31 protein-coding genes are annotated in these 26517 nt (G+C 40.2%); 1 reads left to right on the top strand and 30 read right to left on the bottom strand.

Annotated features, from left to right (window positions below; translation table 11 throughout):
* Positions 1–295 precede the first annotated feature (295 nt).
* Genes ACXVWB_RS10595 through ACXVWB_RS10545 form a run of 11 tightly spaced genes read right to left on the bottom strand, consistent with a single transcriptional unit; the run spans position 296 to position 9884 of the window.
* Positions 296–589, bottom strand: coding sequence for a hypothetical protein (locus ACXVWB_RS10595; protein ID WP_289901868.1), 294 nt, complete (start codon positions 587–589; stop codon positions 296–298).
* Positions 590–625: 36 nt separating this feature from the next.
* Positions 626–1087, bottom strand: coding sequence for a hypothetical protein (locus ACXVWB_RS10590; RefSeq protein WP_289901869.1), 462 nt, complete (start codon positions 1085–1087; stop codon positions 626–628).
* Positions 1080–1700 carry a DUF4376 domain-containing protein gene (locus tag ACXVWB_RS10585; protein WP_458485379.1) on the bottom strand — a complete coding sequence of 207 codons (621 nt, stop codon included), beginning with the start codon at positions 1698–1700 and terminating at the stop codon, positions 1080–1082. Before ACXVWB_RS10585 ends, ACXVWB_RS10590 begins: the two co-directional genes overlap by 8 nt.
* A 16-nt stretch (positions 1701–1716) precedes the next feature.
* On the bottom strand, positions 1717–2529 hold the full coding sequence (locus ACXVWB_RS10580) for a hypothetical protein (RefSeq protein ID WP_289901871.1): 813 nt from the start codon (positions 2527–2529) through the stop codon (positions 1717–1719).
* Complete coding sequence (locus ACXVWB_RS10575) at positions 2526–2921, bottom strand: hypothetical protein (protein WP_289901872.1); 396 nt, start codon at positions 2919–2921, stop codon at positions 2526–2528. The genes ACXVWB_RS10580 and ACXVWB_RS10575 overlap by 4 nt, the downstream gene beginning before the upstream one ends.
* A gap of 2 nt (positions 2922–2923) precedes the next feature.
* Positions 2924–3250 (bottom strand): hypothetical protein, encoded by a 327-nt coding sequence (locus ACXVWB_RS10570; RefSeq protein ID WP_289901873.1) that lies wholly within the window; start codon positions 3248–3250, stop codon positions 2924–2926.
* Between the two features lie 8 nt (positions 3251–3258).
* On the bottom strand, positions 3259–7332 hold the full coding sequence (locus ACXVWB_RS10565) for a host specificity protein J (RefSeq protein ID WP_458485378.1): 4074 nt from the start codon (positions 7330–7332) through the stop codon (positions 3259–3261).
* A gap of 10 nt (positions 7333–7342) precedes the next feature.
* Positions 7343–7930, bottom strand: coding sequence for a tail assembly protein (locus ACXVWB_RS10560; RefSeq protein WP_289901875.1), 588 nt, complete (start codon positions 7928–7930; stop codon positions 7343–7345).
* Entirely contained in the window at positions 7873–8607 is a 735-nt protein-coding gene (locus ACXVWB_RS10555; protein WP_458485377.1) for a C40 family peptidase, read from the bottom strand. Before ACXVWB_RS10555 ends, ACXVWB_RS10560 begins: the two co-directional genes overlap by 58 nt.
* A 3-nt stretch (positions 8608–8610) precedes the next feature.
* On the bottom strand, positions 8611–9321 hold the full coding sequence (locus ACXVWB_RS10550) for a phage minor tail protein L (RefSeq protein WP_289901877.1): 711 nt from the start codon (positions 9319–9321) through the stop codon (positions 8611–8613).
* 44 nt (positions 9322–9365) lie between these two features.
* Positions 9366–9884: a phage antirepressor N-terminal domain-containing protein gene (locus ACXVWB_RS10545; RefSeq protein ID WP_289901878.1), complete on the bottom strand. Its 519-nt coding sequence runs from the start codon at positions 9882–9884 to the stop codon at positions 9366–9368.
* Between the two features lie 245 nt (positions 9885–10129).
* Here ACXVWB_RS10545 and ACXVWB_RS10540 point away from each other — a divergent pair, with 245 nt between their 5' ends.
* Positions 10130–10510: a type II toxin-antitoxin system PemK/MazF family toxin gene (locus ACXVWB_RS10540; RefSeq protein WP_458485376.1), complete on the top strand. Its 381-nt coding sequence runs from the start codon at positions 10130–10132 to the stop codon at positions 10508–10510.
* Positions 10511–10670: 160 nt separating this feature from the next.
* Here the strand turns inward: ACXVWB_RS10540 and ACXVWB_RS10535 are convergent, their stop codons facing one another.
* The 19 genes from ACXVWB_RS10535 to ACXVWB_RS10445 form a co-directional block, all read right to left on the bottom strand.
* Positions 10671–11561, bottom strand: coding sequence for a phage antirepressor N-terminal domain-containing protein (locus ACXVWB_RS10535; RefSeq protein ID WP_458485375.1), 891 nt, complete (start codon positions 11559–11561; stop codon positions 10671–10673).
* Positions 11562–11894: 333 nt separating this feature from the next.
* Positions 11895–12353 carry a ProQ/FINO family protein gene (locus tag ACXVWB_RS10530; RefSeq protein WP_048953023.1) on the bottom strand — a complete coding sequence of 153 codons (459 nt, stop codon included), beginning with the start codon at positions 12351–12353 and terminating at the stop codon, positions 11895–11897.
* Between the two features lie 115 nt (positions 12354–12468).
* On the bottom strand, positions 12469–12822 hold the full coding sequence (locus ACXVWB_RS10525; RefSeq protein ID WP_458485374.1) for a hypothetical protein: 354 nt from the start codon (positions 12820–12822) through the stop codon (positions 12469–12471).
* Between the two features lie 75 nt (positions 12823–12897).
* Positions 12898–13551, bottom strand: coding sequence for a DUF1902 domain-containing protein (locus tag ACXVWB_RS10520; RefSeq protein ID WP_458485373.1), 654 nt, complete (start codon positions 13549–13551; stop codon positions 12898–12900).
* A gap of 225 nt (positions 13552–13776) precedes the next feature.
* The gene (locus ACXVWB_RS10515) at positions 13777–14259 is read right to left on the bottom strand and encodes a hypothetical protein (protein ID WP_458485372.1); all 483 of its coding nucleotides are present in this window, start codon (positions 14257–14259) and stop codon (positions 13777–13779) included.
* A gap of 103 nt (positions 14260–14362) precedes the next feature.
* Positions 14363–17470, bottom strand: a complete 3108-nt coding sequence (locus ACXVWB_RS10510; protein ID WP_458485371.1) for a phage tail tape measure protein — start codon at positions 17468–17470, stop codon at positions 14363–14365.
* Positions 17471–17797, bottom strand: a complete 327-nt coding sequence (locus ACXVWB_RS10505; protein WP_458485370.1) for a phage tail protein — start codon at positions 17795–17797, stop codon at positions 17471–17473.
* A gap of 49 nt (positions 17798–17846) precedes the next feature.
* Positions 17847–18176: a phage tail assembly chaperone gene (locus tag ACXVWB_RS10500; RefSeq protein ID WP_458485369.1), complete on the bottom strand. Its 330-nt coding sequence runs from the start codon at positions 18174–18176 to the stop codon at positions 17847–17849.
* A gap of 8 nt (positions 18177–18184) precedes the next feature.
* A complete protein-coding gene (locus ACXVWB_RS10495) occupies positions 18185–18589 on the bottom strand; it encodes a hypothetical protein (RefSeq protein WP_297567870.1) in 405 nt (134 codons plus the stop codon).
* Positions 18590–18670: 81 nt separating this feature from the next.
* Entirely contained in the window at positions 18671–19678 is a 1008-nt protein-coding gene (locus ACXVWB_RS10490; protein ID WP_458485368.1) for a phage tail tube protein, read from the bottom strand.
* Between the two features lie 10 nt (positions 19679–19688).
* On the bottom strand, positions 19689–20081 hold the full coding sequence (locus ACXVWB_RS10485) for a phage tail terminator-like protein (RefSeq protein WP_289901884.1): 393 nt from the start codon (positions 20079–20081) through the stop codon (positions 19689–19691).
* 6 nt (positions 20082–20087) lie between these two features.
* Positions 20088–20480, bottom strand: a complete 393-nt coding sequence (locus ACXVWB_RS10480; RefSeq protein ID WP_118856328.1) for an HK97 gp10 family phage protein — start codon at positions 20478–20480, stop codon at positions 20088–20090.
* A complete protein-coding gene (locus ACXVWB_RS10475; RefSeq protein ID WP_458485367.1) occupies positions 20473–20874 on the bottom strand; it encodes a hypothetical protein in 402 nt (133 codons plus the stop codon). Before ACXVWB_RS10475 ends, ACXVWB_RS10480 begins: the two co-directional genes overlap by 8 nt.
* A gap of 2 nt (positions 20875–20876) precedes the next feature.
* On the bottom strand, positions 20877–21314 hold the full coding sequence (locus ACXVWB_RS10470) for a DnaT-like ssDNA-binding protein (protein WP_065265040.1): 438 nt from the start codon (positions 21312–21314) through the stop codon (positions 20877–20879).
* Positions 21315–21453: 139 nt separating this feature from the next.
* Positions 21454–22404, bottom strand: coding sequence for a major capsid protein (locus ACXVWB_RS10465; protein ID WP_118856332.1), 951 nt, complete (start codon positions 22402–22404; stop codon positions 21454–21456).
* A gap of 65 nt (positions 22405–22469) precedes the next feature.
* Positions 22470–23204: a DUF6651 domain-containing protein gene (locus ACXVWB_RS10460; RefSeq protein WP_289901886.1), complete on the bottom strand. Its 735-nt coding sequence runs from the start codon at positions 23202–23204 to the stop codon at positions 22470–22472.
* Between the two features lie 93 nt (positions 23205–23297).
* Positions 23298–23576 (bottom strand): hypothetical protein, encoded by a 279-nt coding sequence (locus ACXVWB_RS10455; protein ID WP_289901887.1) that lies wholly within the window; start codon positions 23574–23576, stop codon positions 23298–23300.
* A complete protein-coding gene (locus ACXVWB_RS10450) occupies positions 23577–25157 on the bottom strand; it encodes a minor capsid protein (protein WP_458485366.1) in 1581 nt (526 codons plus the stop codon).
* Positions 25123–26511, bottom strand: a complete 1389-nt coding sequence (locus tag ACXVWB_RS10445) for a DUF4055 domain-containing protein (protein WP_289901888.1) — start codon at positions 26509–26511, stop codon at positions 25123–25125. Before ACXVWB_RS10445 ends, ACXVWB_RS10450 begins: the two co-directional genes overlap by 35 nt.
* Positions 26512–26517 lie beyond the last annotated feature (6 nt).

Here is a 26517-nt window from a genome sequence, read left to right as displayed (position 1 = left end):
TTTGAAGTCAAAATGTACAAATTTAAAAACACCAAATTTTAAATAATAAAATCAGTTTATTACGCATCTGTGATATTGTTTATTTCCGAAATTATATATATTTTTCCGAAACGACAAAAGTTACAGGGTTGTAATAATGCCATAAAATATGAATAAAGACATCAGGATGTTTCAAAATACCTATCATGCCAATATGGAAGAAGTTGCTGAACTTCTAGATTAGTTAAGCATCGCTTGCCCCAATAAAAACCGCACCAAGATTGCTCAAAGTGCGGTTTGCTTAGTTTAATGTTGATTAGATTACAATTTGACCGTTTTCTTTCAGATAAGCATAGATTCGAGCTAATTCGATTTGCTCTGTGGTTTTGCCAATATCGTCTTTGGTTAATGGTTTACTCATTAGCTCTTTAGCCGCTACTGCATCAATCCACTTGTAATCAGAGATGATTGGCGTGAAGTTAGTCACGGAGCCGTCACTATCCTCACCAGTACCTAATACATACTTGGCATTGATTGAGCCGTCCTCTTGTTTTGAGTATGCGGCAATTACTGAATACATTGTGTTTAAGATTTTGTTAAATGTTGTCATAAAAAACTCCTATTTATTAATAAAAAAGCCATGGTGTTATCCATGGCTATTGGTTAAATGTTTGTAAAGTGAATTTGGGCTAAACCTGTAAGGCTTGTCTATTCCAAGGCATTCTGCACACCATTCTGAACAAAAATACTTTGTCTTGCTGTCTCTAATTCTTAAGACAACACCGAGTGCGCCGATAAGGTCATATTTCAAGCCTTTTGTTTTTTCAAAAAATACATTTACTTCCTTTGGTGAGATTTCTAGTTCAACTAAATCCCATCGTTCTTGCGGTAGCTCCATTATTTTTTTACGCACTCCCCCATCTCGATTACTTGCACTAAAACAAGTGTAAATCTTAGATGGCTGAGGGTTAGATATTGCTATTTCGCAATGACTGTATGGCCCGTGCGTAAAAAATTTTATAGCATCATCAAAAAAGCGGAATAATGTATTTTTAACACTATTCCGCTCTCGTTTATGCTTATAAAAAGCAATCACCACTTTAGACATAAGATTGACTCCATCCCTGGTTAAGGTCGATATTTTCAGGCGTATCTGATTTATCAACTTGCGCTTTTAATACTTCGGCGTTTCGGTAATCGTGATCGACTTTTGCTTCAATCGCAGACGCTAATGCCTTAAATGTATCTAAATCAAATTGCACCCAATCATTTTCGATTGTTTTCCATTGTCTAGGCTTAAATGAGCCTAATACAACTTTAACACCCATACTGTCATACTCTTGTCGAGCCACTGCGTCCGTATGGAAATGGCGGATTTGACCGTCTGGAAGTGTAACTTCAACACCTGTTCTTGTTGCGTCTAAACGTTTCTGCTTAATGGTTTCCCATAATTCAGCGCGTTTCTTGGCGAGGTTTTGTTGGATTAAATCCGAATCGATTTCCCAATCGTGTTTTTCGTCGTTCCACTTGTGATTTTCGCTTGGTTTGACGCCACTACATCCAACGGTATATTTATCTATACGCCAAAAGTGACCTTGAGTATCGAGTGTTTCTTGGATTTTTTCGCGCTCCTGCTCTGTGATAAGACACGTTTCATCTGTAATTTCTTCTTTTCGATTAATTACAGAAATTAGTTGTTGATCGAATAGAAATACTTGCATTTTGTTTCTCCATATTTTAATTGTAAGGAATTTCATCAAAAGACGGTAAGTGTGAAACGTCTATTACATCTAAATATATTTCTCCACTTTGTATTTTTCTATTAGATGGCATATAGAATAATTTATTTTTTTCCAAATTATTGGCTAAAATTGTTCTAAATTTAGTTCCAGAAAGACTATCAATGATTAAAGGTGTTATAATAGATCTGCTTGTTTTTTCGTCATAGTAATACATTGTAGGTGGCATAAGGCAGGCGACACGTCTATCTTTATAAATATTGCTATGTCTTTCAAAATTATTATCAAACATATTTCCACATTTTATACTTTCTAATGGTTTATATACCTTATTATTTAGTAGCACTTCTTTAAAAACTTTTATGCCATAGTTGGCAGTATTTAAGGTATTATCTACAAATTCAAATAAATGAAAACCAAAATCCATATGATAAAAAGGATTATTACTGCTATAACATTTAGTATTTATTGCATAATCCCAATCAGGAGACATTGGTATATATCTGCCTTGAGCAGATTTATATCTACTTCTAGCAAAAGTTTCATCAGGATAAATTATTAAATTACTCACTCCATTAGTTGTTTGATCATTATTTGATTTACTATGGAAAAATTTTGATTGAGGTTCTATGAAAAGTAAACAATTTCTATCAACAGGTAGCTTTTTACTAAAAATTGCACTATGTAATGTGCATTTATACGACCTTTTATATCTTAAATATTTAACAGGGATTTCTGAAGCTACCATTTTGCGCTGTAAATTAGGCAATGAAAAATGTGTATAATTCATTGACATACCATAACTTGTCATTGAGAAAGTCTCCGAAAATCTGCCATAATAACACCATAGCCAATAGTAATATCAAAATAACTATCTGCTGAAAATTGAATATGGTCTAAAATATATTTATTTTGTGAACTAGCCCATTCAATTTTAGGACAATGATATATAAAATCTTCTGACCTAAACTGCTCTATTCTTACAAATGGTATATAATTTAAATAAATTGCATTTTTTCCATACTTTCTAACAAACTCCAATCTTTTATTTTCATTTAAGTCTATATAATCCTTATTTAATTGGATTTGATATTCAAGCGGAATATTTATTTTATGATTATAGCCTTTGATATGAGCAGTGCCTAATTCCAAATAATAACTGTCTAATATGCTATTATTTATCCGCAATCCATAATTACTCATACTTATTCCCACACTTGCGAAATATGGTCTAGGTCATAATCACATTTAACCTGTTTACGATAAAAAGGCGAGCCCTCAACGGTAGTCAAGGCTCGCAAGGCAAACAAACTTGGATCAACACTAAATCTAGGACAATCATTGACTGTCAAAAATGTTACTAATGATTCACCACGTGCTAAAAATGATTGTTTATTTACCCAACTTACGAGCTCAATCGTGGTATTTTTATTGATGTAATCAATAGTCAAACGCCCAGCAATATGCCAGGCGCAGATAGGTTTTTCTGTGAACGATTTATCAATCGGTACAGGCTCATTGATGTAATACATAACTCTCCTTAGGATAATTTACCAACTTTAACAACCTCTGTTCCGCCGTCCCAAACGTGTAACGCTCTTGTCGCGCTAGATAACTCAATACCACCGCTTGCATCTCGGCTAATAAGTCTAAAACCACCATTAGACTGCACCTCAAACAAAGTACCAAAATTACCATTTAAGCTACCAATTTTAAGTGAGCCGCCAGTGATAGCGCCTAAATTAGCATTAATAGATGATATACTAGTTACGTTTAATTTATCTGCAGTTAGAGAGCGTGTGGCAATATGGTCTGCTCCGATACTGCCTGCTGCAATATGTTTAGCTGCTACCGCACCGACTGCAATATTGTTAGCTGTTACGCTATCAGCGCCAAGCTGTTTAGTGGTAATTGAGTTTGTAACAATCGAGCCGCCATCAATAGAGGTTATTGAGGTTTCTCGCCACGGGCTAGGCACATTTTGGCTTGAATTGACTTCCTCAAGCATTGCCCTAGCCATATAGCAGTCTTGGTAGGCTTGCTTATAACCAAATCGTGCGATACGGAAAATAAGACAAACGACACCAGACTTAGGAGCGGTAAACTTAACAAAAGCTCTATGTGCTTTACTCGTATCTACCCCATTTGCAAAATGAGACGAACTAGCCTCAACGCAAGCCTCGCCATTATTCAGCAATATTCTATCTCGCTCACCAAATAATCCAGAGTTTGCGATCCAGCGAACATAATTTTCACGGTTAGCACTATATTCTTCAGCTATCAGATATCCACCGCAATGATGGCAACCTACATAAGCAGAAAATATGTAGGTTTTGCCAGTGATAACATTAGCGAAAACTCGTGCATTATCCACCCAATATTGATTATTTCTGCTATCGGTAGCTAATTGTGCGAATCCATTCACAGCCCATCTAGCAAAGCTAAACGTTTCATTTTTATACTGGCTGTCTCTTGGTCGGTAAGCTTGGTTTGTGTTATACCGTAGATTTTCATACTGCACACCTACACTACCCTTAGTCCAGTATTTTCGGATTTCTTCGTTATGGGCAACAAAACTATGCCAACCCTCTGAATTACCAGTAAACAACGGATTGCGCAGTAAATTACCACCAAGCCCCAAGGCTAGTTTTTCGCCAGTGATTTGAGTTGTAGCAATATGCTCAGCTCTAATTGCTCCAGTTTTAATCTTAGCGCTTGTAATCGAGTTTGCTTGCAATTTGTCAGCGCTTACAGCATTAGCTTGGATTACGTTTGCTCCAACGCTATTTGATTGTAATTGTGTCGCACCTACGCTATTTGCTTGCAAGTGATTTGCACCAATCGCACCAGCTTGAATAATATTCGCCCCGATACTATTAGCTTGCAACAAGTTAGCTCCGATAGTGCCGCTCAATTTACTTGTAGGAATATTCGGAATTTGAGCAATGGATAACGCACCTGCAATCTGATTAGCCTGCAATTGTCCTGTGATTTTCGTGCTAGGAATGTTTGCTAATTGGGCTGGGCTGATTTTTCCTCGAATAGCGCTTGCCACAAATTCAGTTGGTCCGCTTTCGTACCTGCTGCCATTCCAGGTGTATAACTTACCGTCTGCGGTGTTGTAAACTTGCTTATGTCCTTGATATTCTCCAGTATTTAAACCGTTGACCGTTTTAATCAAATCAAGATTGCGAGCTGGTAAAGCAGTATCAAAGACTTCGTCAATGATATTTTTAGAGAGCTTTTTATTTAAAATCTCTAACTCTGCATCAATATCAACCGAGCTTTCACCACGCAAGCCACCTTGCTGACTAAATGGACCAATGTTCACGCCTCGAGTATGTCTTAGCCAATAGTATCTGACTTTCTTAGCTCCGACCTCGTGCGTGAACATTCTTGCGGTAACTTTCGTTAAGCGTGTGGCGGTTTTGATGTCGTCTGTTTCACTGGCGAAAATCTCTGTCGCTGTTGCATCATTAACCCAATCCCACTCGATTGTGATATTACCAAGTCCACCAGTAACCCTTACACCAGTTGGCGCTGGCGGTTTATCAATAACAAAGGTTTGCGTTCTTTCGCTTAAAACTTGACCTTTCTCATTCTTAACTTGGATTAAGACAGAGTACTCGCCATTCTCTAAGTTGTCTAAGTTTAGATTTGGTGATGTTTGACCTAGTCTGACATCGAATAATGCACCGTCTTTGTAAATACGAAAATCATACTTAATAACACCGTTACCACCAGTAATATCACCAGCAAACGATACGCTACCATCTGAATTGACTGTTACACCGATATTGCTTACTTGCGGAGCTGATAGAATTGACGTTGCTTTAGGCTCAAACTTCGCCCCGTTATCAACGATAGCCTCTTTCTGTGGCTCGTGTTGTAAAGCTGTAATGGTATATTTGCCTTTCGTCTCTTCTTTTACAGATATAGCTTTAAATAATTGGCTTGTTACCTGTTGAGTAGATAACGACCATACACCATAAGCCTCTAACCCCGCTGGATTTTGCTCAAGTGTAACTTCTGCACCATTGGCAGAAATAATCTTAATATCTTGATGTTTTGCTTGAGCGTTGATATAACTAAAGTAACTATTGCCATTTACCGAAATCTCACGGTCTAGCGTTACTTTCTTGCCATTAATGGCTAAAACTCGACCGCCAACATTAGTACCTGCGTAATACGTATCAGCGACTTTGATAATGTCGCCTGGCACGTGCATTAAGCCCTCTGCACCGACTGTAAAGGTGACTGTCTTAGTCTCGAGTTTCTCTGTTTGCAACAACCACAATCCAGTGCGGTGCGCTTGACCCCTAGATGTACAACCAAATGCGGTGATTTTCTTAACGTTCAATCCATTCTTGCGGATTGACTCATCGTCAGAAACATACTCAATCGCTCTTTCATAAGAGTTATCTTTGTCTGCGTATTCAACCTGAATTGCGTTATGGCGAGATTTTTTTGCCGAGAACGTATAATTAAATCCGCTCTCATCCACGTTTGCGTTTGTGTATGTCCAAACTGGGTCGGCTGGTCTATCCATTACAACTGTGAGCTGCTGACCATTCCAAACTGGCATTGCTCTAAAAATTGAGCAAATGTCATTAATAACTTGGTAAGCAGAGCGTTGTTCTGTCAACCAAACATTACAGGTAAATCTTGGTTCTTGCCCACCAAATCCATCTGGCACTAATTGGTCACAATATTGAGCGACTTGATATAACGCCCATTTATCCGCGCCAAACTCGCCTAATCGCCCGCCCAAGCCATAGCGTTTATTCGTCACCACATCATAGAGCACCCAAGCTGGATTATCCGTCCAGTCAATTTTAAATGTACCATCCCACATACCCGTATATTTCCGAGTACGAGTGTCATAGTTGCTTGGTACTTTTACTTTTAAGCCAAGTAGGTCATAGGTACGAGTAGGGATGTTGCTAAAATACTCCGAATCAAACTTAACCCCCATCAAAGCTGTGTTTGGATAAGTAAACTCGGTATCAATAATCTCTGTGTAGCTAGACCAAATGGTATTATTTTGCAGTCTCTGTGTTGTGCTATCGTCTGTAGTCCGTTCCACCTTGACAATAAATGGCACGCTAGGCAGATTATCAAAAGTATGATGTTGCAAATACTGAGAGCTATATTTGCCGCTAATTGACACAGGGTAAGTTCTTGAGCCAATAGTAATGATAAAGTTTACGGATGTTCCGTTAGTGTCACCATTATCTTCTTGTTTAAAAAGCGATTGGACACCAATGGTCAAGCGTAATCGAGATACTTTGCTATCGGTCACGGTTCTGGTAAGCGGTAGATTTTTTTTAACTAGGGTGCCAACACCTACTTCTTTTTCGGAGGTGTTAAACCCAGCCATTAAATCCTGTACTTGACCGCCTATACGCCCCTCTACCTGCACATTTTTGAAATTATAAGAGCCGTCTTTGTTTTGTACTGGTGTTTTGTCAAAATAGATGGATTTCATTCCATCGGCTAAACCGTAAACCTCGCCCTCAGAGATTGCTTCAACAATTTTGACAAGTTGCTTACTTCTTCCGCTCTCTTTTGCCTCGAATGGCGTATGACCGCCACCACCGCCACCTTTACCCATTGAAAACTCCTTAAATTTCAGTATCCATTGTTTCTACACCCTGAGATATAATGAGAGAGCCTACCCTTATTCTCCCATACGCCAATGGCATAGGTTTTCCCTGCGCTGTCATATTCGACAGGTTCGAAAATGCCGTAGATTGTTTCTTTTCTTTTTCAGTGCCTATTTTCATCTCAGGCATTTTAGTGAGCATCTGAGCAACACCACCTAATAATAGAGATGCGCCAACAGAACCCACAATCCAAGCCGCATTGCTACTAAGAAGACCAAATCCAAGTGGGCCTAAAGCGATTGCACCAGCAATAATTGCGACACCCGCAATCACGCCAAATAATCCGCCACGTTTTGAGCCTTTCAATGTTGGGGTAAAATGCACTGTTGCATCATCTTTCAGCTTTTGATTTAATCCTTGCTCAAGATAGCGATTATCAAAGTAATCTCGCCCTACCCTTACGGTAAATAAGCCTTGCTGAATGAATTGTCTAAGTTTTGGAATTTGGCTTGTGAGAGCTTGAACGACTTCGGCAGGCGTTTTGCAATCTAACCTAAATTCAGATCCAAACTGTTTAAGGCTACCGTAAAATCTAACGTTGACCATTCTCTGTATCTCCAAATGCTGTGCGTATGTTTTAACCAATAACCATCGTACAAATCACGCTTAGATAATCGTTTCGGTGCGTGATGCAATACCATTTGTTCGCCAACATAGATTGCTGCGTGGTTAGGCACGCTTGCCCCCACACTAATCAAAATCACATCACCAATTTGAGGCTCTTTGACTTGCTCAAATCCTTGTTTCTCAATGTTGTCTAAATAGAGATTTCCACCATCTTCCCACCAATAATCAGGACGTTCGAAATTAGGCATCTCATAGCCTGATAGACGGTAGAAGTCTCTGAATATCGTGTAACAGTCCATTTCACCGTGTTCAAACTCTCGACCGATTAAAAATGGGATTTTTGGGAAAATATGAATTTGCTCATCGCATACCAACCAGAAATCTAATTGGCTGTAGAGTTGAGTTTGTAAGTCTGATTGAGAGAGTTTTGGTTCACCTTGTGGGTGTGAGTGGACCAATGCCACAATCTCGCCTTTCTCTGATGCGTTGATATAATCTTCTGGCGTGATTTCAAAATGATTTCCCTTATCTTCTGCTACGTTTTCGCAAGGTATAAAGACTTTTTCACTGCCCACTAAAACAACAAAACCACAGCTTTCCTGTGGTTCTTTTGATTTTGAGTAATGGATTATTTCATTGTGTAGTTTACCGTCCATTTTCTACCCCAATTTATCAACGCTAACAAACCCGCCATAGTTATGCGTGTTGTTTCTTAGTTTGCAGCCAGTCAACAAGCCACTGCACTTATCTTTTTTAGGGTCGTTTGTCGGCTGGTCTTTCTCGTCTGCGACTGCTCGCCCTGTATAACCGCACTCAACACCACGATACAGCCAATTACAAGTAGAGGTAATCATTCGCCCAATTAGTGCGTTATCAGTCTCTGACGGTAAAGCTAGAGTAAATTGAGCTACGTCTCGATTGAGCGATGATAATTGTTCAATCAGAAAATAACTCAATACTTCTTGCGATGGGTCGGCTTGCTTATTTCCACCCTCGAAATTAACTGCATCGAGATAGTGCATATAGACTAATCTTCGTCTAACCACACCACCTAAACACTGCTCAAAACGATTACAAAGCGCGGTAATAAATCCGTTAATATTTCCCAGCGTGAGAGTTGGTCGATTACTTGGGCCATTACCTGACATTTCAAAGCCATCAGCTTTTACGGCAAATGGCTCAAATGTTTTGCCTTGCCATACGATAGATTGAGATTTTTCATTAGTGCCAGCATAAAAGCGATATAACTCACCATTAATGCCGTCATTATCTTTCAATCCTCGTAAATCCACCTCAAACAACTCAATGAGCGCATTTTGTTCAAGTTTGGCGAGGTCGAGTTTAAATGCGTTACTAATTAAGGCTGGCATTATTTACTCCAATAAAAAACCGCACTTTCTAAAAGATTGTGCGGTTATAAGTTCACGAAAAGATCTAACTGTTTAATTTGTAAAAGCTCACGCTCAAGGGCTTGCTTTTCTGATTTGCATTGCTGCAATAATTTTCCCCGTTCACCAGCTCGTTGCGTGTATTCGGCTTTCTTTTGTTGCCACAATGCCAACTTGTTTTTGACTTCGTCACGGCGGGCGACACCTTCCGTCCAATAGTCCCACAACGCCAAGAAACATTCCTCTTGGTAATTTTCCAAGCGTTCTTTTAAATCGGCGCGCACTTTGTTTGGGTTAATGCTAAACAACCAGCCGTTTAATTTTTTGATTGGCATACAAAGCATTTCGTATTTTTTGCCGTCTTTACCAGTTGTGGTGATATGACCACAACTGAATTTTTGGTAATGAGAGGTGAGTTTTCTATGTTGAACCTTCCAATCCAGCCCAATTCCTTCCACAATCTCACGCATTGCCACATAAGCCACGCCGTTGTTATCCACTAAAGTAACTTCTTTACCTAAAAATTCTGCAGTTAATGTTTGCATATTTCTTCCTGTTTTCTCCACAAAAAGGGGCCTGTAAGAAGCAGTGAGTGGAGAAAGGAAGCACCGCTTGTCACGTGTACATCGCTATCTTACAGGCAATAAAAAAACCGCCCATAAGAGCGGTTGTTTGTTAGTATTATTGTGTTTATTCCATGTTGCAGGTAAACCCTACTCTATAGGAAAATCTAATGGTTGATCTCCGTCATTGCGTCATATAAGATCTAATAAAAACATCAATAAATCTTATGACTTTAAAATATCAACCAAAGGAAAAATCGGTTTTAATGTGTGACTTTTCTCAATTCAAGTCACCAGAAATGACAAAGGTTCGCCCTGTTGTTGTCATAGCTCGACATAAGAGAAACAGGGAGCTTGTTACTGTTATCCCATTGAGTACAACCGAACCTAATCCCCTAGAAAATTATCATTATGCGTTACCTGTAAATCCGCTACCAGACAAAGCAAATATTCAATGTTGGGCAAAGTGCGATATGGTTTACACAGTGTCACTATCTAGATTAGATCGATATAAGGTTGATAAAAGAACCTATATCGTTCCTGTTGTGTGTGACGAAGATTTTCAGTTGATTAAAAATTGTACTGCAATAGCCTTAAAACTAAGGTAGAATCTTACCCGTACCCGAGAGGGGCTTGTAAAACCAATTTGAAAAACAGTTGGTCGATTAAACAAAGGCGATAACAAGCCAGTTTAATCGTGAAGTGGGGAGCATTAGGCTCCCCTTTGTTTTTCTTCTTTCCCAAAGTTCGGTCGGATTTTGTGGTGTTTTATAGAATATCTAGCTGAAAGCCTGTTGCTTTAGGGTTGTAGGCTCGAAGATATTTTAAGACACGCCAGTTATTGCTTTGCTCGCATTTAAATTGTTCTGTAATACGTGTCAATACGTTATGGGCCTGACGGAGAGTACTGCGATATTCGTAAGCCACGCCATAAACGGAAGCAGCATAGTGCGAGCCAATTTGTTTTAATGCTGGGTGAAGTACTTGGCAAAGTTCCGTGCCACGCAATAAAGCGAACCACGCCCACACAAGCTGTTGTAGGTCATGCTCTGTAAATTCACGGATGAATAGCTCATCTTTTTTCTGTTCAATGATAAGCTCACCTTCAAGCACGATTCTGTGAACATACTCTACTGCTTGCGGTAACTGTTCTAATGTTAAATCTTCGATTGATTCCACATTAAAGCGTTGATGGACTAAATGATAAGCATCGGAATAAATCAAGCCTTTCTTGCTGACTAACATATTCACGGCATTGCGTAAGCCTGTGCGATCATCTACCGTAGTTTTACGTTCAGCCTTACCATTAAACCAATAATCATGTAACGCTTGATAACACTCTTTTTTGTATTTGATTAATGTGTCACGGATTTCTGGGTTACAACGATTAATATCAATACCAAATAGCCAACCGTTTAGGTATTGAATAGGAAGACATAGCATTTCACGATTTTTCCCATCTTCTGCAACCGTGGTTATGATAACCACAGTTGAACATAATACTTCATCTCTCACTATTCTTTGGCGTTGCGCGCGCCAGTCAATGCCGATATTTTCACAAATAGGCTTCATAGCAACATAATGCACGCCATTTTGTTCAATGGTAATTAATGACTGATTGTTGAATGAAATTGTTTGGGTTGAAATTTGATTAGACATAACTGTCTCCTTTGGATTTTTTTACGAAATTAAGATTTACCCTAAATAGGGTGCCAAGAGGTTCGTAAACCGTCCAAAGTCGGCTGGAGTTATTCCCCGAAGGTCTTTTATTCCTCGCCCTCTCGGCATAGATAAGATGTGATTATGCGCAATGAATGTTTAATGGCAATAAACAAACAAGGTTACTAAATTTCGCGCATAAAAAAACCGCTATGCTATCGGGAGCGGACTAACCGCTTTGGATTTAAGGCTACGACACCTTGAGCAGATAACTATCTGCTTGATAAAAATCATAATGAAAAAGCCCCTTGGGTGTCAAGGGGCTTTTTGTAATTATTCACTTTTAATTTTGGGCGTTCGTCTATGGATTACAACTACTTTACTTTTTTCAGGATTTTTCTGCTCAAGCAATTCAACTTTCTTATATTCAATCTTCGTTTCTCTTGCGAGTGCAATAGCAAAACGATATTCAGCATTGGCTTTGGAATTATGTTCGTTAATTTGATTTAATCTTTCTCTCGCTAGTTGCTTTTCTTCCGCAGTAATTAACCTCACTTTTGAACCATTAACATCTCTGATCCATTTTCTACGAACAAAACGTTTTAAATAGCTAGGTGAATCTAAATAATATCGCATAGCACTTCGAACCACTTTTGATAATTCATCATCACCAAGTACGGCAAGCATATCATCGATAATTGTAGGAACTAGTGGTTTAGTATCGAAAAAGACATTTGGAAACCGTTCTTTTAACTTAGCTAAATTTGCTTTGATATTATCTTTTCGACCCATATCTTACCCCATAAAAAAACAGCTTCCATTGGGAAGCTTTTTGGTTAAGGTTTCTGACGCCTATGGGGCAAATAATAGTATAAAGCCCCATTGATTGCAATAGGGCTTTGTTAATTTAACGATAGCTTTTGTTACCACCAGATGTATAGCAATATCTGCCACCTCTTGGTCCGTAGCAATAGCCATAACCGCAGTCACAACTACTCAAGTGTCTATAACGTTTCTTAGTAGGATATGATGAAACAGCTTTCTTTTTTGCTTTTGATTGCTTATCTACCGATTTCTCTCCTTTTGGCTGAGGGAATATACGGCTTTGCCCTGGCATTGTAGCAGTGATATTATCAATTTGTGGAGTTGAATAAACTTCTCTTGTCTCCCATTTTGAACCGCTACTGCTGTTATGTGTAAATCCAGAATGGCATGCAGATAAAGTAAGGCTTATTAAGCCAATAAATAAGCGTTTTTTCATTCTCATCTTTCCGTAAGTAATTAAGAATTATACCACCTCTATTTGTATGGTGATTGAGTAATTACTCTTTTCCCATCAAGTTTGGATAAAGGCAAGGCGGATATTATCGCTTTCACTGCCATAACCTTGTAACTCATGCATTTCAGGTGCAATTTCCCACACGCGTTGTTGCAATTCTTCATAAGTGCGGCCTTCAGTGACAAGATGCAACTTATCGCACGTACCAATCCACGCGGGGATGTTATCTTCTACATCGTACATCACTTCCACGATATAAGGCGGATTGATTTTATCCAAGCGTTTCTTCACTGACATGAGCGTATCCTCAATGGTTATGTCGAAATAATTATTGGCTTTTGATAAAGTTCCAATGTACCACGTTGTAAAGGTACTAGCTTGGAATGCAGCACTACGCAGGATTTCATCATCGACATCAATCAATTCACTACAAAAATGAAGCAAATTACCAACAGCGTGAAAATGAATTGCCGCACCAATTTTAGATTCTCCAATCACCACTGAAACCACGTCGGATTTATCGCCGATAATTTGTGTAATGCCTTTATTCATCAGTTCTTCAACAATATAGCGATAATCTGAAGGGTAAAATTCATAGAAAATCTTTGTTAAATCTGATTTTGATACAAAGAGTTCACCGTCTTTAAGGGTAAACCGTAAAGGGAGAGTGCCAAAATTTGAGGTGAATACATTACACTTTTTATTAGACATTATAAGCCTTCTTTTTATCTAACACATTTCTCTAATCAACATAAAAACACTCACCAAAAATGAAGTGGACGGGTAAATTTATGTGCTATTAAAGGTTAAATAACAGTGATTGAAATAGTTCAAACTGTATCGAATGATAGATGAAAAGTTTTATCTTGACAAGAAATTGCTTGCAATGACTAAAAAAGAAATAAAATCTTACCGCATGAAAAAGCCCCTTTGTAGTCAAGAGGCTTTATTTGTAAATTTTATCCATGCTTTAGCAATTCTTGCTAGACCGCCCTTTTCATCCTCGGTTAAAACATGATTAATTCCACAACTACTAATCATAACTTTGTTATTTTTCGCAAAAAATTCAAGGTAGTCATCAAACGAATATTTAGCGCTATAAGAGATAGTTTTTTCGTCATTTATTTCTGACTTTACCGAAATTGTTCGTAATTCATTGCCATTAAGAAAAATTGCTGTATCGGGCAAGCACTTACTTTCATTTTTTTCTCTATTTACTGTTAAAGTGACTGAACTAAAATCACCACTTCCTTTTGCATCTGATAACATAATGCCGGCATAGGTGAATGGTTTAGTTTTTGATAATTCTTTAATTTGTAAACTTCCGAAAAAGAAAACGCCTCTGTCATCAATGCGAACAACATCCTCTCCACAAGCGCTCAAAACCAAAACAACTGCGATTAATAACAATTTCTTCATTATGACACTCACAAATAAAATAAACGAGTGCCCAATTATATTTAAGAAAATTTAAAAATCGTTGATCAATATCACAAAACCCGAAATTAATCGGTTTTTGTTATTATCCTCGATAGTAGGCGCCGCCATTACGACCAAAATCACGTTGAATGTTTTTGCTATAACGTTCATCCGCAATTTGATCTATCAATTTAATGGTGATTTCTAAACCATCGCCAGTTTGTTTTGATTCAACCTCGGCTTGTGTAGGCGCACCATTATTAATTACGTTCACCTTGATATTGCTCGGTTGGTTACTTGTCATTAAAGGCGCAGCATAAGACGAACCACCACCAACGGCACCGCCAACAGAAAATCCTTTTGGTTTAGCTTTAGTTTGGTAGTTAAGGTAATTCAAAAAGTCCACACCCAAAAGCGATGTAGCCTCTTTTGTCATTACATATTCGCCTTTATGTACCAATCCGGCTGGTTGGTATTTGCCTCCAATACCGGTAAACCCACCCTCATCAAACCCGACAAGTCCGCCGACATAGCGCTCATCGATCGAACCGACAGTGCCGCCGTCAGATTTACCTCCAAACATAGATGACACCGCTTTAAAGATCATCATTTTGATCGTCATTTGGATAATATCTTTAATGATAGATTTTGCCAAAGACCCAAAATCAGCTTTCCCTGTCATCACTAAGTCAGTGAGCGCGCCAGACATTCCGTCAAACGCTTTCAAAGTGATGTTTGAAACGTTCCCCATAATGTTTTCGGCATCTTGACCAAAACGATTAAAACCATCTCTTATACCTGCCATTGGATCGGATTTCATTTTCTCGGCGTTAGCTTGGTATTCCTCATGAAGTTGCTTAATCTTGGCAATTTCTTCATCTAAAAGAGCAATATTTCCCTTGGACATTCCAATTTTTAGTCTGGCGGCCTCTTGCTCTAGTTGATGGTTAAATTGTAATTGCTCCTGCTCTTGGCGCGTTTTACCCATTAATTGAAGCTGGAATTCCAATTCTTTGATTTTGTCTGAATTGGTAACGCCGAACTGCTTAATATTAAATTGCTGGTTGGCACTATCAATTTCACCGGCAAGGCGTTTTAAGTTTGCGATACCCTCTGCGCCATAATGCGCGTACTTGTCCGCATTGGCCGCAATATCTTGCGTGAGTTTGTTCACCTCTTGATATTGTGAAACACCGCCGAAAACATCTAAATCCTGCGAATTGGCTTTGATTTGCGCTAATTGCTCCTGCATTCTAGATAGTTGTTCGGTGTATTGTTTCACATAGTCAACGCCACCGCCTTTTCTACCTTTGACCGTATTTTGGCTAAGGTAGTCATCATAAAGCGCACTTTGGATTGCCGATAAATCACTTTCCGGTACTTTATCTTTGTAGTTTTCCAAGCTCTTTTGCGTTTGCAGCTTTGCTCGCTCAGCCGGGTCTTTTGTTTCTCGAATTTGCTTGTCGAGTTTCAATCCGGCAATAATACTTTGCCCTTTTTCGCTAATTCCTCCGTTTGCGTTTGGCAGCGTTTTTTTCAACACATCCAAATTGCCGCTTGCGATCGCGGCAACCGCTGCGATCTTTGAAATACCGCTCGCGATATTAATAGCTCCCGTTTCTGCACTTGGTGCAATCACGTTGAACCCACCAATAGAAACATTTAACCCGTCCATGCTAATTTTAGACGTATCAATGTTTGGGAATAAGCGTTGAAACTCCCCCGTAATACTTAATAGGTCAGTATTTAGTGGAGAGAGAGCATTATTCAGTTGATCGGCACTAACACCGGCAAGCAACATTTCACCGCGGAATTCTTTCAATGATTTTCCGGATAAAAGTGCTTTATTTGCGAACTCGGTAAGCAAATTATTTAGCGCAGAGGAGCGCACTCCCTCCACTTCCAAGGCGGCATTTAATTGAAGTTTTAGCTCAGCAATTTCAGCTTTAATCTTGTCTGAATTGAAAAGTGGGTTGACTGAGTTATTATCAATCTCCCATTCATTGGTTGCAATCTGGTCTTTAAATCGCTTAATTTCTTTTCTTTGCTCTTGCAGCTCTTTTATTTGTTTAGAAAACTCAACACCGAGCGATGAAAGCGTTAGATCTTTGTAGGACTTCTCCAGTAATCTGTTTGCTCCCTCTAAATCAATGGATTTTGCTCGCGCTTGCTCGGCTTTTTCATGAAAATAGAACAGCGCACCGGCAGCAATCGTAATCACCCCAGCTGGTCCACCAAGCAAACTAAGCGCGCCACCTAACCCATTTTTAAGCACGCCGGCTAAACCTTGGCTGGCAATCGCCTGTCTTGATGTGGCTATTGCTGCAGTTGACATAGATACTGTGTATTTAGCTAATTGCCCAACAAGTACACCACCAATAACAACGGAAAGCGTATCGAAATTCTTGGCAAGAAAACTAACCATTTCCGCAGCGCCAGAAAATGCACCAGTCGTTTTAGCAAACTCATCGACAAATTTCATCGTTGAGTTTTCCATTTGCTGCATCGCTTGCCCGAAAGTTAATGGCATTCCCTCAAATTCTTTCGCAATTTTACCGCTTGCGGTTTCCATTGCTTTAAAGATGATTTCAGAGGTAATTTTACCCTCAGAGCCTAACGCTTTGACTTCGGCGCGGGATTTCCCCATATACTCTGCAATCGTATCAAGGATAATCGGTGCAGCTTCGGCAATCGTTCTGAATTCGTCACCTTGTAATCGACCAGATCCTAAAGCCTGTGATAACTGGAAAAGTGCGCTTGCTTGTTCTTGCGCACCAACGCCGCCGACCGCCATCGCTTTGTTTAGGGTTTCAGTAAAATTCAGCACGCGTTGCTGGCTATAACCCAAATCTTTTAATGCGCGAGAAGATCTAACATAAAGCGTAGTCGTTGCTTCAAGGCTTCCTCGGGTATTTTGTGAAATTTCAAACAGTTTTCTTTGTGCTGTGGTGAATTCTTGGGTTGATTTACTGACTAGCTTAACTTGTGCGTTTAGCGTGTTCATTTTATCGGCCATCTGCACGATTTGATTAAACCCTTGAACCCCTAAGCCAGCAGCCATCAATGCTCTTAATTTACCCATTGTCCCCATAAAAGACTGGATAGCCTGTTCTGTATATTTTGCGTTGTTGCCAACAGATTTTATATCGTTGTTAGCTTTGTCAGCACCGCTTGAGGTGATTTGGATGCCTAATGTTGCGAAATCTGTCATTTATGCCGCCACTTCTACAAACGTTGTTGCCAAAGTTGAAAAGCCGGTTTCCTTGGTTTCTTCCCACTCTTGGCAAATAAAGCGACCTTGAATATCTCCATAAGGCGTCCACAAGAACGCATGGACTCCACGGTGCTCGCTAAGAAAACGTTCAATCTCGCTAACTCGTTGCTCTACGCCGGTAAATGTCACATCATAAGTTCGCAAGTTATTGTTTATGCCGTTTTGTTGTCGCTGTTCGTAACCATCGCCGAATTTAATCATGTTAACGCTTGGCTTTTTCTTACGTTTCATTTTCCAGTCCGGCTGCCATGTAAACTCTTTCATTTCCATTCCTTAACGAGACTAAATAAAAAAGCCCAAGGCGAACCAAGGGCTATTCGTTTTGAACTTTCAACCAGATAACATCTAACCGCTTAATAACTTCGATTTCCCACCACGCCAACGGTCTTTCACTAAGTCTCATCCATGCGTCAATCTCAGTAAACGACAGTGGATTGACAGTCATCCCAATTTGTCGTGACTGGCATAATTCGTAGAAATATTGAAGTAAATAAGAGATTGTGGGAGATGGTTTGGTCAAATCCAACTCTTTCGGCATAAAGCCGGTTTGTTCCCATATTGTGGTTAGGTGTTCCCTGATGGTGGATTTTGAATCTTTCGGGGTGACATCAAGCCTAAATTCTGCTTGCGCGTAGTCGCACAATTCATCAATTAGGCCTTTAAGAAGTTTCCCAAGTCGTCAGATTCTTTAACAATTTGAGCGCACATCCACGGGCAAGCGGTTAGTACCTTACGGGCGTTTTCGACGGTAAATTCTAATTCTTTACCATCCCATTCTAAATTTTCCCATCCAACAAGGCGCACTAACGCATTTTCGATAGCTTGTTCGCGTAACTCTTCCAAGTCATCGAATTTAGGTTTATTTGTGCGCAAGTTTTCAAAATCTTGCTTTTGCGCTTTTCGCAATAGGGCTGTATGGTGTTTACGTACTGCGCTATTTTCTGAGCCTAACACTTCAAGGAATGTTCCTGTGCCGTCACCTGAAATTGGGTGCAATACTTCGAATTTAAATTTTTCGTTCTCTGACTTCGAAATGCTTAATTTTGAAAAGTCCATGCTTTATTTCCTTTTGATTTTTTTTGAATAAAAAAGGGCCTACTTTGGAAGTAAGCCCTTTATTCATTTGTTGTTTGTAGATTATGCTAGAGTGTCCTGAATAATCATTGTTGTTGATTTTTTCAGAGCATCATCAATAGTACTTTGAGCGTCGTAAACCGCTGGGAACGCATCAAAATTTAATGTCTGAATGAGGTTTTTAGCACCGTCATCAATAGTGACGCTGGTCGCTTTAATGCCTGGCAAAATAAACGTCATATAATCAGCGTCTTTCTCTGTGCCAGCATCCATTCTCAATGCAAGAGAAAGGTTAGCACCATTGCGTACTGCCTCAATCATGCTTTTATCTTGGAAATACATCGTAAACGATCCGCTAACAGCCACCGTCCCAATAAACACATCGTGCGCATACTTGGCACCAAGTACAGGCTCGCTAGATGCATTCAGATCGATATCAACTTTCCAACCGGTGACTAACGCCGCTTTTTGTTTATTCACAAGAAGTTGCCCATTTACACCGGCAAGTTTTGGCGACTGGGTGATTTCAGAAGGAGAGGTAAAGTATTGCGCCGTACTTTCTTCCCCTTTTTGTCCAAGGAATGTTACGGTCATCGTAGCGATGCCATTTGGCTGAACATCAATACTGATTTTTGATACTCGGCAACCGGTATAAACTCGGCTAACGTTAATATCTGAAAACACATCTTCAATCGTGTATGAATCGGTAGTATGCGCAGTTTCAGGGACGATAAGTATCTTCCCTTTTTTCTCTCCTGTGCCGGCGGTCTTTTTGATAATTGGATCTTTTGCCTCAGTCCAATTCCCTCGCAACGCAGACGCTAAAAATTGCGACCATTGTCCCGCTGCAAGCTCGCCTTTTAAGTCACCTTCGACTTTTTCAAAGCCAACAATCGATGGTGAGCGTTGCATATTGGCTCTGATTTCATCACTTGAGAATGAGTCAAAGTTGGTATTTAGCGAGCTTTCAGTTCGGGGGATGATTTTCCCGTCCGTTGCTGTTGCTTTTGTGCCAAATACTGTTTCTTTGGCAATAATGACCTTACGTTTTACGCCTTGTGCGCTTGCCATAGTGTTTCTCCTATAATTCGTAAGCAGTAAAATTGATTGTAACTGGCAACGCCAGTTTATTATCGTTTAAAAAAATACCGCCAATAAGTGGCGGTTTATGGATGATGATTTGAACGTTATCCTTAATAAAGGACTGACCGTAAAAATGCCGTCGAATAACTGTCGCACGCTCCTCAATGGCTTTCGTGCCTAATCCTGCCTCATAAAATAACGTTAATTGTAAAAAACCTAATTCTTCAGCATGTGGCCGATCAGAGATTGCACCTGTATCGCTAGATGAAATAGTTAAGTGGAGCGTTTGATATGGTAGTTTGGGCGTATTTAAAACGCCTTCCCATGCGGTATTAAATTGTCCTAATTGGTTTAAGTGTGTTTGCAATACAGACCGAATAATTTGTTTCATCTAAAATCACCACCTACTTTTCTTTAATAACGCTTCCATTTCTTGCACAGTAATCCTCACCATGCCTTTTGGAGCCTGAATCGAAAAGCCATTGTTTGTTTTACGCCCTCCTGGTTTAGGGTATAAACCATATTCCAGCGTCAAGGCATAAGGCTTATCCGTCGCAATGTAAAGCGTATTACCAAATTTTGCATTGTTAATCACTTCATTAGAACCATTAAATACAGATGGTGCTTCTCCCACCGAGACTGTCCAACTCCGACGCAACTGCCCGCTATCGACAGGCGTTTTAGATTGCACTTTTTTAAATGTATCCAATGCGATTTTCCGTACCAACATATCTGCACGTTGCATCGTTCGTTCTCTAAAAGCCTCAATTTCAGCTACAAATCTACCCATTTACTAACCTTGCCTGAAGCTTGTAATAAATCGTCATACCAGATGGTTTTAATGGCTGACAATTCACAATTTGCCAACGCTCTCCATTAACAAGGAGCACACTTAAAAGCAGCTCTTCTCTCGAAAGAGGAGATGATAGGCTTAACGTAATAGACACATCGCCTTGTTGAACTAAGCTTGCCTCATCTTTTAAAACACCAGAACTTTGGAATTGAGGAAAGTCATAGGTCAATTGGTTAAATATACAAACACCCAATAAGCGACGCTTGCGTCGAGTTGCCTCACCTGTATTAACGTTGTAATCACTGGTAATGTTTTGTTCAATACTACATGGCACCCCAAATTCGGTTAACAAGGTCTTTGCAGTATCAGCCAACTCATCATAAAATCCCATTCTTACCCCCGTTCAAGCAATACTCTACGCATAGCTCCTTTCTCTCGAACAAACTCTCTCAACAACTGCGCCACATAACTAAATCGCTGATTCTCTACACCGTTTGCAGCTGAAGGATAAGAATACGTTACAGAAAGTTCACCAACTTTCACTGCACTTTTAAGTGCGGTTGGATTTTGAGTTAAATTTTCTTCCAAAGCTAATTCGCAGACTGCATTTTTTACTTTTACTGGTACGTCTGTATCACCATTACGTGGGAACGCTCGTAATTGATGTTTATCGGATGGCTTTCCTAAATAGATATAGCCACTATCAATATAATCCGATGCATTGACTAATCGGCGAGCCTTTTCTGTTGCACTTAGTGCCCCCCATATTTCTGCACTCATTCTGAGATTATGATATGCATCAGCTTCTTCTACAGAAACATAAGCGCTCATTTTTTCTCCTTATTTAGAAGAATCTTCAATTTTGTTTTGGTACAATTTCGCACAGTTATTTCCTTTTGCAATTAATGGGCAAGGGAAATAAGAACCCCCGAGTAATTCGTTACTTAGGGGTGCTTTTTTAGCGATATGGCTACTTGGTTTTAACCAACACGCCCGCGGTGTCTTTCAATGAAGTTGCGGTTTTACGCCAGTTGGCTGATGCCCCTAACTTGGTGTCGTCGGGGGATTTACCGCCTGCAGTCATATCCCATTCATAACCGAGAATACCTAAGTTATAAGTCCATTCTGCTTGATAAACTGCTGCGATATTTTCACCGCCTAATTTCGGTTGCATTTCGCTATTGAAATCGTTGTTACCACTTACCACGATCGCCCCTTCTTGCAAGCCTAGAGTGTTATAGGCTGAAGCGGTACTATCAACTAACGCAGGACTATCCGTGACCACAAACAAGCGACCAAATGGATCGCGCATCACACTCACGTTGTCGTAAGTAAACAAACGTTCTGCATTAGTTAAGGCATTGTCGTACAAGGTGTGTAAGGTGGTTGAATGAACAATCCACGCTTTTAATGCACTGGAGCGGTCGCCAAATAATGCTGCCGCTTTGTTGAGCGTGCGGAAATTCGGGGCGTTTTTCTTGTCGTCTAAGACTGCAGTAGTTTGCCCGCCAATCGCAGCAACGGCACCTAGAATTGCCGTGTTCAACATATCCGCTAAGCGCGCTTTTGCTAATTGCTGACCAATTTCAATGGCTGCCAATTCTGGGTTTTGCAATACCCAACGATATTGTTGCGGTTCATACTCAATCGGGTGCGTACCTGCAGCCACTTTTACTGCTACATTGAGTAATTGTTCTAGGCGTTTCGCTTGCACTGTACCACTGCCATAAGCATTACGACGACGCACTAAGCCTTGAATCGCTTTAAAGCTCGCACGAATATCAAAATCACCTTGTGTTGGAGCATTTTGCAATGTAATCACTCCGCCTGAAGCTTGATTGAATTTTTCAATATCCTGATCGACAGTTTCAGTTAACGCTAAATGTGTTTGTTTGTTAAAGACTTGTAAGTCAAAAGCCATAATAAGCTCCTATGTTATGGTGCGATTGCACCGTAAATAAAAAAGGTGCAATCTCTTGCACCCGATTATGAATGTTGTTGCATATACGCAATTTTTTCTGCGTCGGTTTTACATTCGGCTAAGGATTTAGGGGCATTGCTACCGCCCGTTCCCGCGCCAATACCTGAACCTGATGTACCTGATGGTTTTAAAATCGCATCTTTATTTGGATACGCACCGACTAACGCCTCTAATGCTTCCTCAAAATCGGCTTTTTCACCTGGGCGTGAACGGCTGTAAATTTCATTGCCATCGGCGAACTTCGCCACCACTTTACCTTCATCTGAAATACTGAAATGCTTACCAAAGAAGGCTTGCACCACATCAGAAGGTAAATTTAAATGTTCTGCGGCATATTTAGAGCGAGCAAACGAACCACCAATTAGTTCTGCGTGCAATTGCGATTGCAGTTTTTCAGCTTGAGATTTGGATTCTGCCAGTTGTTCATCAAAGGTTTTACGCATTTCTGCTTTCACCTTTTCCACTTCGCCCGCATCAATCAACTTCTTATCATCGAGATTTTTCACCGTTTCCAAGGCTTTGATTGCTGCTTTCGGATCGTCAATCCCCGAAAATGCCAAAAGTTTTGCTTCCGCATGCTCTTTGGCTTCACGGTGTTTTTTCGCCTCACTGTTAAGCTCTGCGATTTTGGCTGTGGCTTTTGTGGCATCAAACGGAATTTCCTTCCCGTCTTCGTGAACATACACAGGCATCCCGTTTTCAACAACCACGTGCCCATTTTCATCAAGTTTTAATTTCATATTGGATTTCCTTCCAGTTAGTTAAGGTTGTGCCTTTTCCAAGGCGTAAAAAAACCGCCTACATTGCTGTAAGCGGTTCAATATAATGTGTTATTAACTACGTCTAATGGCTTCAATCGCTTCTTCCACCGTTAAATTGTAATTATCAGTTACTCTACGGTAGAAATGAATAGCATTGGGATTTTCTCGAAGTGCTTTTATTTTACGAGTCTTTTCTTCTTCGGTCGGTTTGTAATTTTCAAGTTTCTTTTGAAACTCTTTTGCCTCTTTCAAGGAAGTTTTCATATCTTCCATCCATTCTTCAAAAGGCATTTGAAAAACCTCTTTCGCAATCCGTTTTTGCTCCTCTAAAGGTAAATCAAGCACTGACATTTATAATTCCCTCGCTTCAATTACGGTAACATTACCATTCATATAGCGATCTTTTATAAAGAACTTAGTTCTATCTTTAAATAAAACTTCTCGTTCATCAGGATAATCACTAATATCTTCGATTATTTTACCATTCTTACTTTGAATAATAAATCGAACATTACCTTTAAAAGTTGATAAACTATTATCAATGCTTGAACTCATAAAAGCTTTTTCTGTGACTATTTTACCTATCTGATATTTTTCTAATACCTCATCTGGCAAAGTCGTATCGCGATAAGTCATACCGTTATAAGCAGGCACTTTGTCCAACCCTTGATTTACCACAGCAATAAACCGCTTATCGGTCAGTGTAAGATTATCATTACGCATATTGTAATTTAAATCCCAATAAAGCTCACTCGTGTAGGCTTTCATTGCAACAAGCTCGTGATGAGTAATGTTATAAGCGGCTTTAAATGCCTGAATTTTAAGGCTGTTTTTTACTTCTTCTGAAATACGTTGATAAATATCTTCCGCTATCCAAGATTGCGTATAGGATTTTTGTAAATCCCTCAACGTCAACGCCCTGCCAGATTGATCTAACATATCCGAGAAAGTAATTACACCACGTTCCCATAAATCCGCCTTGCCTTTGCCGAGAACTTGCTCTCTTTCTTCGTGGGTTTTGCTGTGTAACCACGATTCATAATTGATTCGCTCATCGACCTGTCCATTCATTGAAGCACGGGTGCTAGTTGGCATTTCGTCCATTCCTTGCACGCCTAATTCCTCCCAGCTTTTGGTGACAAGCTGAAGAATGCTGCGACAACGTGGGTGCAGCGGTGGGCGCTTGTAGGGAATGTTATGCCCGATTGGCTTTTTGTCCAAATCCCATCGTTTGCCATCTCGTACTTGGCAAACTGCGGAAGTCCGCATATCCAACGTAGAAAGGTGCTCTTCACCTGAGAGAATATCTAAATTTGCATCGCGAAGTTCTTCGTGAGCAGTGTCCGCCACTTTTGCCACCGCCGTAATCACTAATGTTTCCGCATTGCGACGGCTAATGTTCATCAATTCTCGCACTTCTGTTGTCAGCTGTCCGTTTTGCTTTCCTTCTGCTACACCAGAGCGGATAATTCCTTCAAACTTAAAGGCTAAATCGGCACGCTGTTTATTCCACCATGCTTCTAACGGTTGCCCTTCAATCACAGCAACGTTTTTAATCGCTTTAATACGTTCTTTTGGCACATCATTAAACAAATCAAAGCCGATTTCATCGTTATAAAGCTGGCTGATTTTGCTGGCTTCAAACGATAAAAAACAGCTTAACTCGTCTTGCGTGTAAGCGGTTGTTTCTTGGTAAGTTTTTGCAATTTCCGTTTGCAGTTCTGTAAGCAGTTTATCTAGTTTCTTTGCGGACAAGCCTTCTACACCGATAGCACTGATGCGGTTAATCAGCGATTTTTGCAATGTATTTAACCGCTTGTACACCTGTTGTCGCAAGTGAGCATCATAGCGAAAATGCAAGATTTTGCGGTCGGTTAAGGCGTGGGCAATGCGTTGTCTAAGCGTTGGTTTCTGATGTTTCTTCGTTTCCAAAACTCATTCCCTCAGATTGCAGGCGTTCTTGCTCTGTGTTCCATTCTAAGCCGTCGGCTAATAAACCACGACGTTTGGCTTCGTCAAAGGTGGATTGATTCGAAATCACGCCAGCATTACGCAACTGAATCACACTTGCCATAGAAGCGGACGGGTCGAGATCGTTTTCAATGTTACCCGAAATCTGCACGTTACCCACCAGCTCTTTGGCAATGCCAAGCCAATGCCCTGTATATTCCAAGGCTAAATCAATAGCATCTTCAAAGCGGTTTGCTAGTAAACGTAGCTGGGAAATTTCTTTGCCTGCTTCATCACGGGCTTGGCTGTCAGTCATTGCTAAGGCGGTTTTGGTAAGCAACTTCGCCCCTGCGGTTTTCATTTGTTCTTCTAAATCTTTCAGGCTTTCAACACCTGAAGCAATCGCTTGCCCTGAATGTTCGACAAATTGCATTGAGCTATCAACAGGTAAATGAATCGCGCTACCACCAATAGCAAGCTGTTTCACTTCATCATTAGAATAAATCGCTAACAATGGCACGCGGGCGATGTTAGTAATGTTGTCCTGATCTGATTGAGATTGCCAGTGTTTTACATTCAAATACGCCAACTCCATTAAAGGCGGCTCAATGGCATTGGTGAGTTCGTTACGCTTTGTGATAAATGGCACGACAGGTACAAAATCAAGAGGTCGATTTTGGGCAGTGAGGAGCAATTCCGATTCAAGACGAAACTCGCCTTCCGCTTCGCTAAATTTCCGCACTTTACCGATTTCGTACACATAAACGTGTTTCACAGTTTTCACGCCAAATTCGCCATCCTCAACCTGTTCATTTACAACATAGCGGAATTGAGTAATCGCTTGTTTACCATTTACTCGTGCGGTTTTAATGCCCAGTACTTGATGCGGTTTAATATGTATCCAATAAGGACGGGCATTTAAGGCTTTCTCTTCTGCGCGACTTTTCACGACTTCTACGCGGGTAAAATCAATCAGAGCGAACGAGCAACCATACGCCAAGGCGGAATAAAACCAACGGGAGGCGAACACATCAAGGTTATTGCCTGCTAAATCCACATCATCAAAAAGGGCTTGCACCGTTTCTGTTACATTAGCGACATCAATGGGATTAAAGAACACACGCCCTGTCATCTGGGAAAGCGTTTCCGACAAAGCGGGGTAAAGGGTCGAACGCTCAAGGCGTTTGCGGTAACTATCGGGCTCTTCCATTTCCATTTGGAAAAGGTAGGTTTGTGCGGCTTTTCGCATTGTTGCAGTGCCACCAAGTAAATCATCAATGATTTTGGATTTCTTATTTAATTCCACCATTTCAGCGGTGGGAAGATGAACTGACATAGTGAA

The organism is Haemophilus sp. SZY H53 (genome assembly GCF_054332375.1).
This window is presented reverse-complemented; position numbering and strand designations above follow the sequence as displayed.

What these genes read in the sequence shown, in the direction of transcription:
- ACXVWB_RS10595 (WP_289901868.1), bottom strand. Translation starts at nt 589, where the DNA reads ATGACAACATTTAACAAAATCTTAAACACAATGTATTCAGTAATTGCC.
- ACXVWB_RS10590 (WP_289901869.1), bottom strand. Translation starts at nt 1,087, where the DNA reads ATGTCTAAAGTGGTGATTGCTTTTTATAAGCATAAACGAGAGCGGAAT.
- ACXVWB_RS10585 (WP_458485379.1), bottom strand. Translation starts at nt 1,700, where the DNA reads ATGCAAGTATTTCTATTCGATCAACAACTAATTTCTGTAATTAATCGA.
- ACXVWB_RS10580 (WP_289901871.1), bottom strand. Translation starts at nt 2,529, where the DNA reads ATGACAAGTTATGGTATGTCAATGAATTATACACATTTTTCATTGCCT.
- ACXVWB_RS10575 (WP_289901872.1), bottom strand. Translation starts at nt 2,921, where the DNA reads ATGAGTAATTATGGATTGCGGATAAATAATAGCATATTAGACAGTTAT.
- ACXVWB_RS10570 (WP_289901873.1), bottom strand. Translation starts at nt 3,250, where the DNA reads ATGTATTACATCAATGAGCCTGTACCGATTGATAAATCGTTCACAGAA.
- ACXVWB_RS10565 (WP_458485378.1), bottom strand. Translation starts at nt 7,332, where the DNA reads ATGGGTAAAGGTGGCGGTGGTGGCGGTCATACGCCATTCGAGGCAAAA.
- ACXVWB_RS10560 (WP_289901875.1), bottom strand. Translation starts at nt 7,930, where the DNA reads ATGGTCAACGTTAGATTTTACGGTAGCCTTAAACAGTTTGGATCTGAA.
- ACXVWB_RS10555 (WP_458485377.1), bottom strand. Translation starts at nt 8,607, where the DNA reads ATGGACGGTAAACTACACAATGAAATAATCCATTACTCAAAATCAAAA.
- ACXVWB_RS10550 (WP_289901877.1), bottom strand. Translation starts at nt 9,321, where the DNA reads ATGCCAGCCTTAATTAGTAACGCATTTAAACTCGACCTCGCCAAACTT.
- ACXVWB_RS10545 (WP_289901878.1), bottom strand. Translation starts at nt 9,884, where the DNA reads ATGCAAACATTAACTGCAGAATTTTTAGGTAAAGAAGTTACTTTAGTG.
- ACXVWB_RS10540 (WP_458485376.1), top strand. Translation starts at nt 10,130, where the DNA reads ATGACTTTAAAATATCAACCAAAGGAAAAATCGGTTTTAATGTGTGAC.
- ACXVWB_RS10535 (WP_458485375.1), bottom strand. Translation starts at nt 11,561, where the DNA reads ATGTCTAATCAAATTTCAACCCAAACAATTTCATTCAACAATCAGTCA.
- ACXVWB_RS10530 (WP_048953023.1), bottom strand. Translation starts at nt 12,353, where the DNA reads ATGGGTCGAAAAGATAATATCAAAGCAAATTTAGCTAAGTTAAAAGAA.
- ACXVWB_RS10525 (WP_458485374.1), bottom strand. Translation starts at nt 12,822, where the DNA reads ATGAAAAAACGCTTATTTATTGGCTTAATAAGCCTTACTTTATCTGCA.
- ACXVWB_RS10520 (WP_458485373.1), bottom strand. Translation starts at nt 13,551, where the DNA reads ATGTCTAATAAAAAGTGTAATGTATTCACCTCAAATTTTGGCACTCTC.
- ACXVWB_RS10515 (WP_458485372.1), bottom strand. Translation starts at nt 14,259, where the DNA reads ATGAAGAAATTGTTATTAATCGCAGTTGTTTTGGTTTTGAGCGCTTGT.
- ACXVWB_RS10510 (WP_458485371.1), bottom strand. Translation starts at nt 17,470, where the DNA reads ATGACAGATTTCGCAACATTAGGCATCCAAATCACCTCAAGCGGTGCT.
- ACXVWB_RS10505 (WP_458485370.1), bottom strand. Translation starts at nt 17,797, where the DNA reads ATGAAAGAGTTTACATGGCAGCCGGACTGGAAAATGAAACGTAAGAAA.
- ACXVWB_RS10495 (WP_297567870.1), bottom strand. Translation starts at nt 18,589, where the DNA reads ATGGACTTTTCAAAATTAAGCATTTCGAAGTCAGAGAACGAAAAATTT.
- ACXVWB_RS10490 (WP_458485368.1), bottom strand. Translation starts at nt 19,678, where the DNA reads ATGGCAAGCGCACAAGGCGTAAAACGTAAGGTCATTATTGCCAAAGAA.
- ACXVWB_RS10485 (WP_289901884.1), bottom strand. Translation starts at nt 20,081, where the DNA reads ATGAAACAAATTATTCGGTCTGTATTGCAAACACACTTAAACCAATTA.
- ACXVWB_RS10480 (WP_118856328.1), bottom strand. Translation starts at nt 20,480, where the DNA reads ATGGGTAGATTTGTAGCTGAAATTGAGGCTTTTAGAGAACGAACGATG.
- ACXVWB_RS10475 (WP_458485367.1), bottom strand. Translation starts at nt 20,874, where the DNA reads ATGGGATTTTATGATGAGTTGGCTGATACTGCAAAGACCTTGTTAACC.
- ACXVWB_RS10470 (WP_065265040.1), bottom strand. Translation starts at nt 21,314, where the DNA reads ATGAGCGCTTATGTTTCTGTAGAAGAAGCTGATGCATATCATAATCTC.
- ACXVWB_RS10465 (WP_118856332.1), bottom strand. Translation starts at nt 22,404, where the DNA reads ATGGCTTTTGACTTACAAGTCTTTAACAAACAAACACATTTAGCGTTA.
- ACXVWB_RS10460 (WP_289901886.1), bottom strand. Translation starts at nt 23,204, where the DNA reads ATGAAATTAAAACTTGATGAAAATGGGCACGTGGTTGTTGAAAACGGG.
- ACXVWB_RS10455 (WP_289901887.1), bottom strand. Translation starts at nt 23,576, where the DNA reads ATGTCAGTGCTTGATTTACCTTTAGAGGAGCAAAAACGGATTGCGAAA.
- ACXVWB_RS10445 (WP_289901888.1), bottom strand. Translation starts at nt 26,511, where the DNA reads ATGTCAGTTCATCTTCCCACCGCTGAAATGGTGGAATTAAATAAGAAA.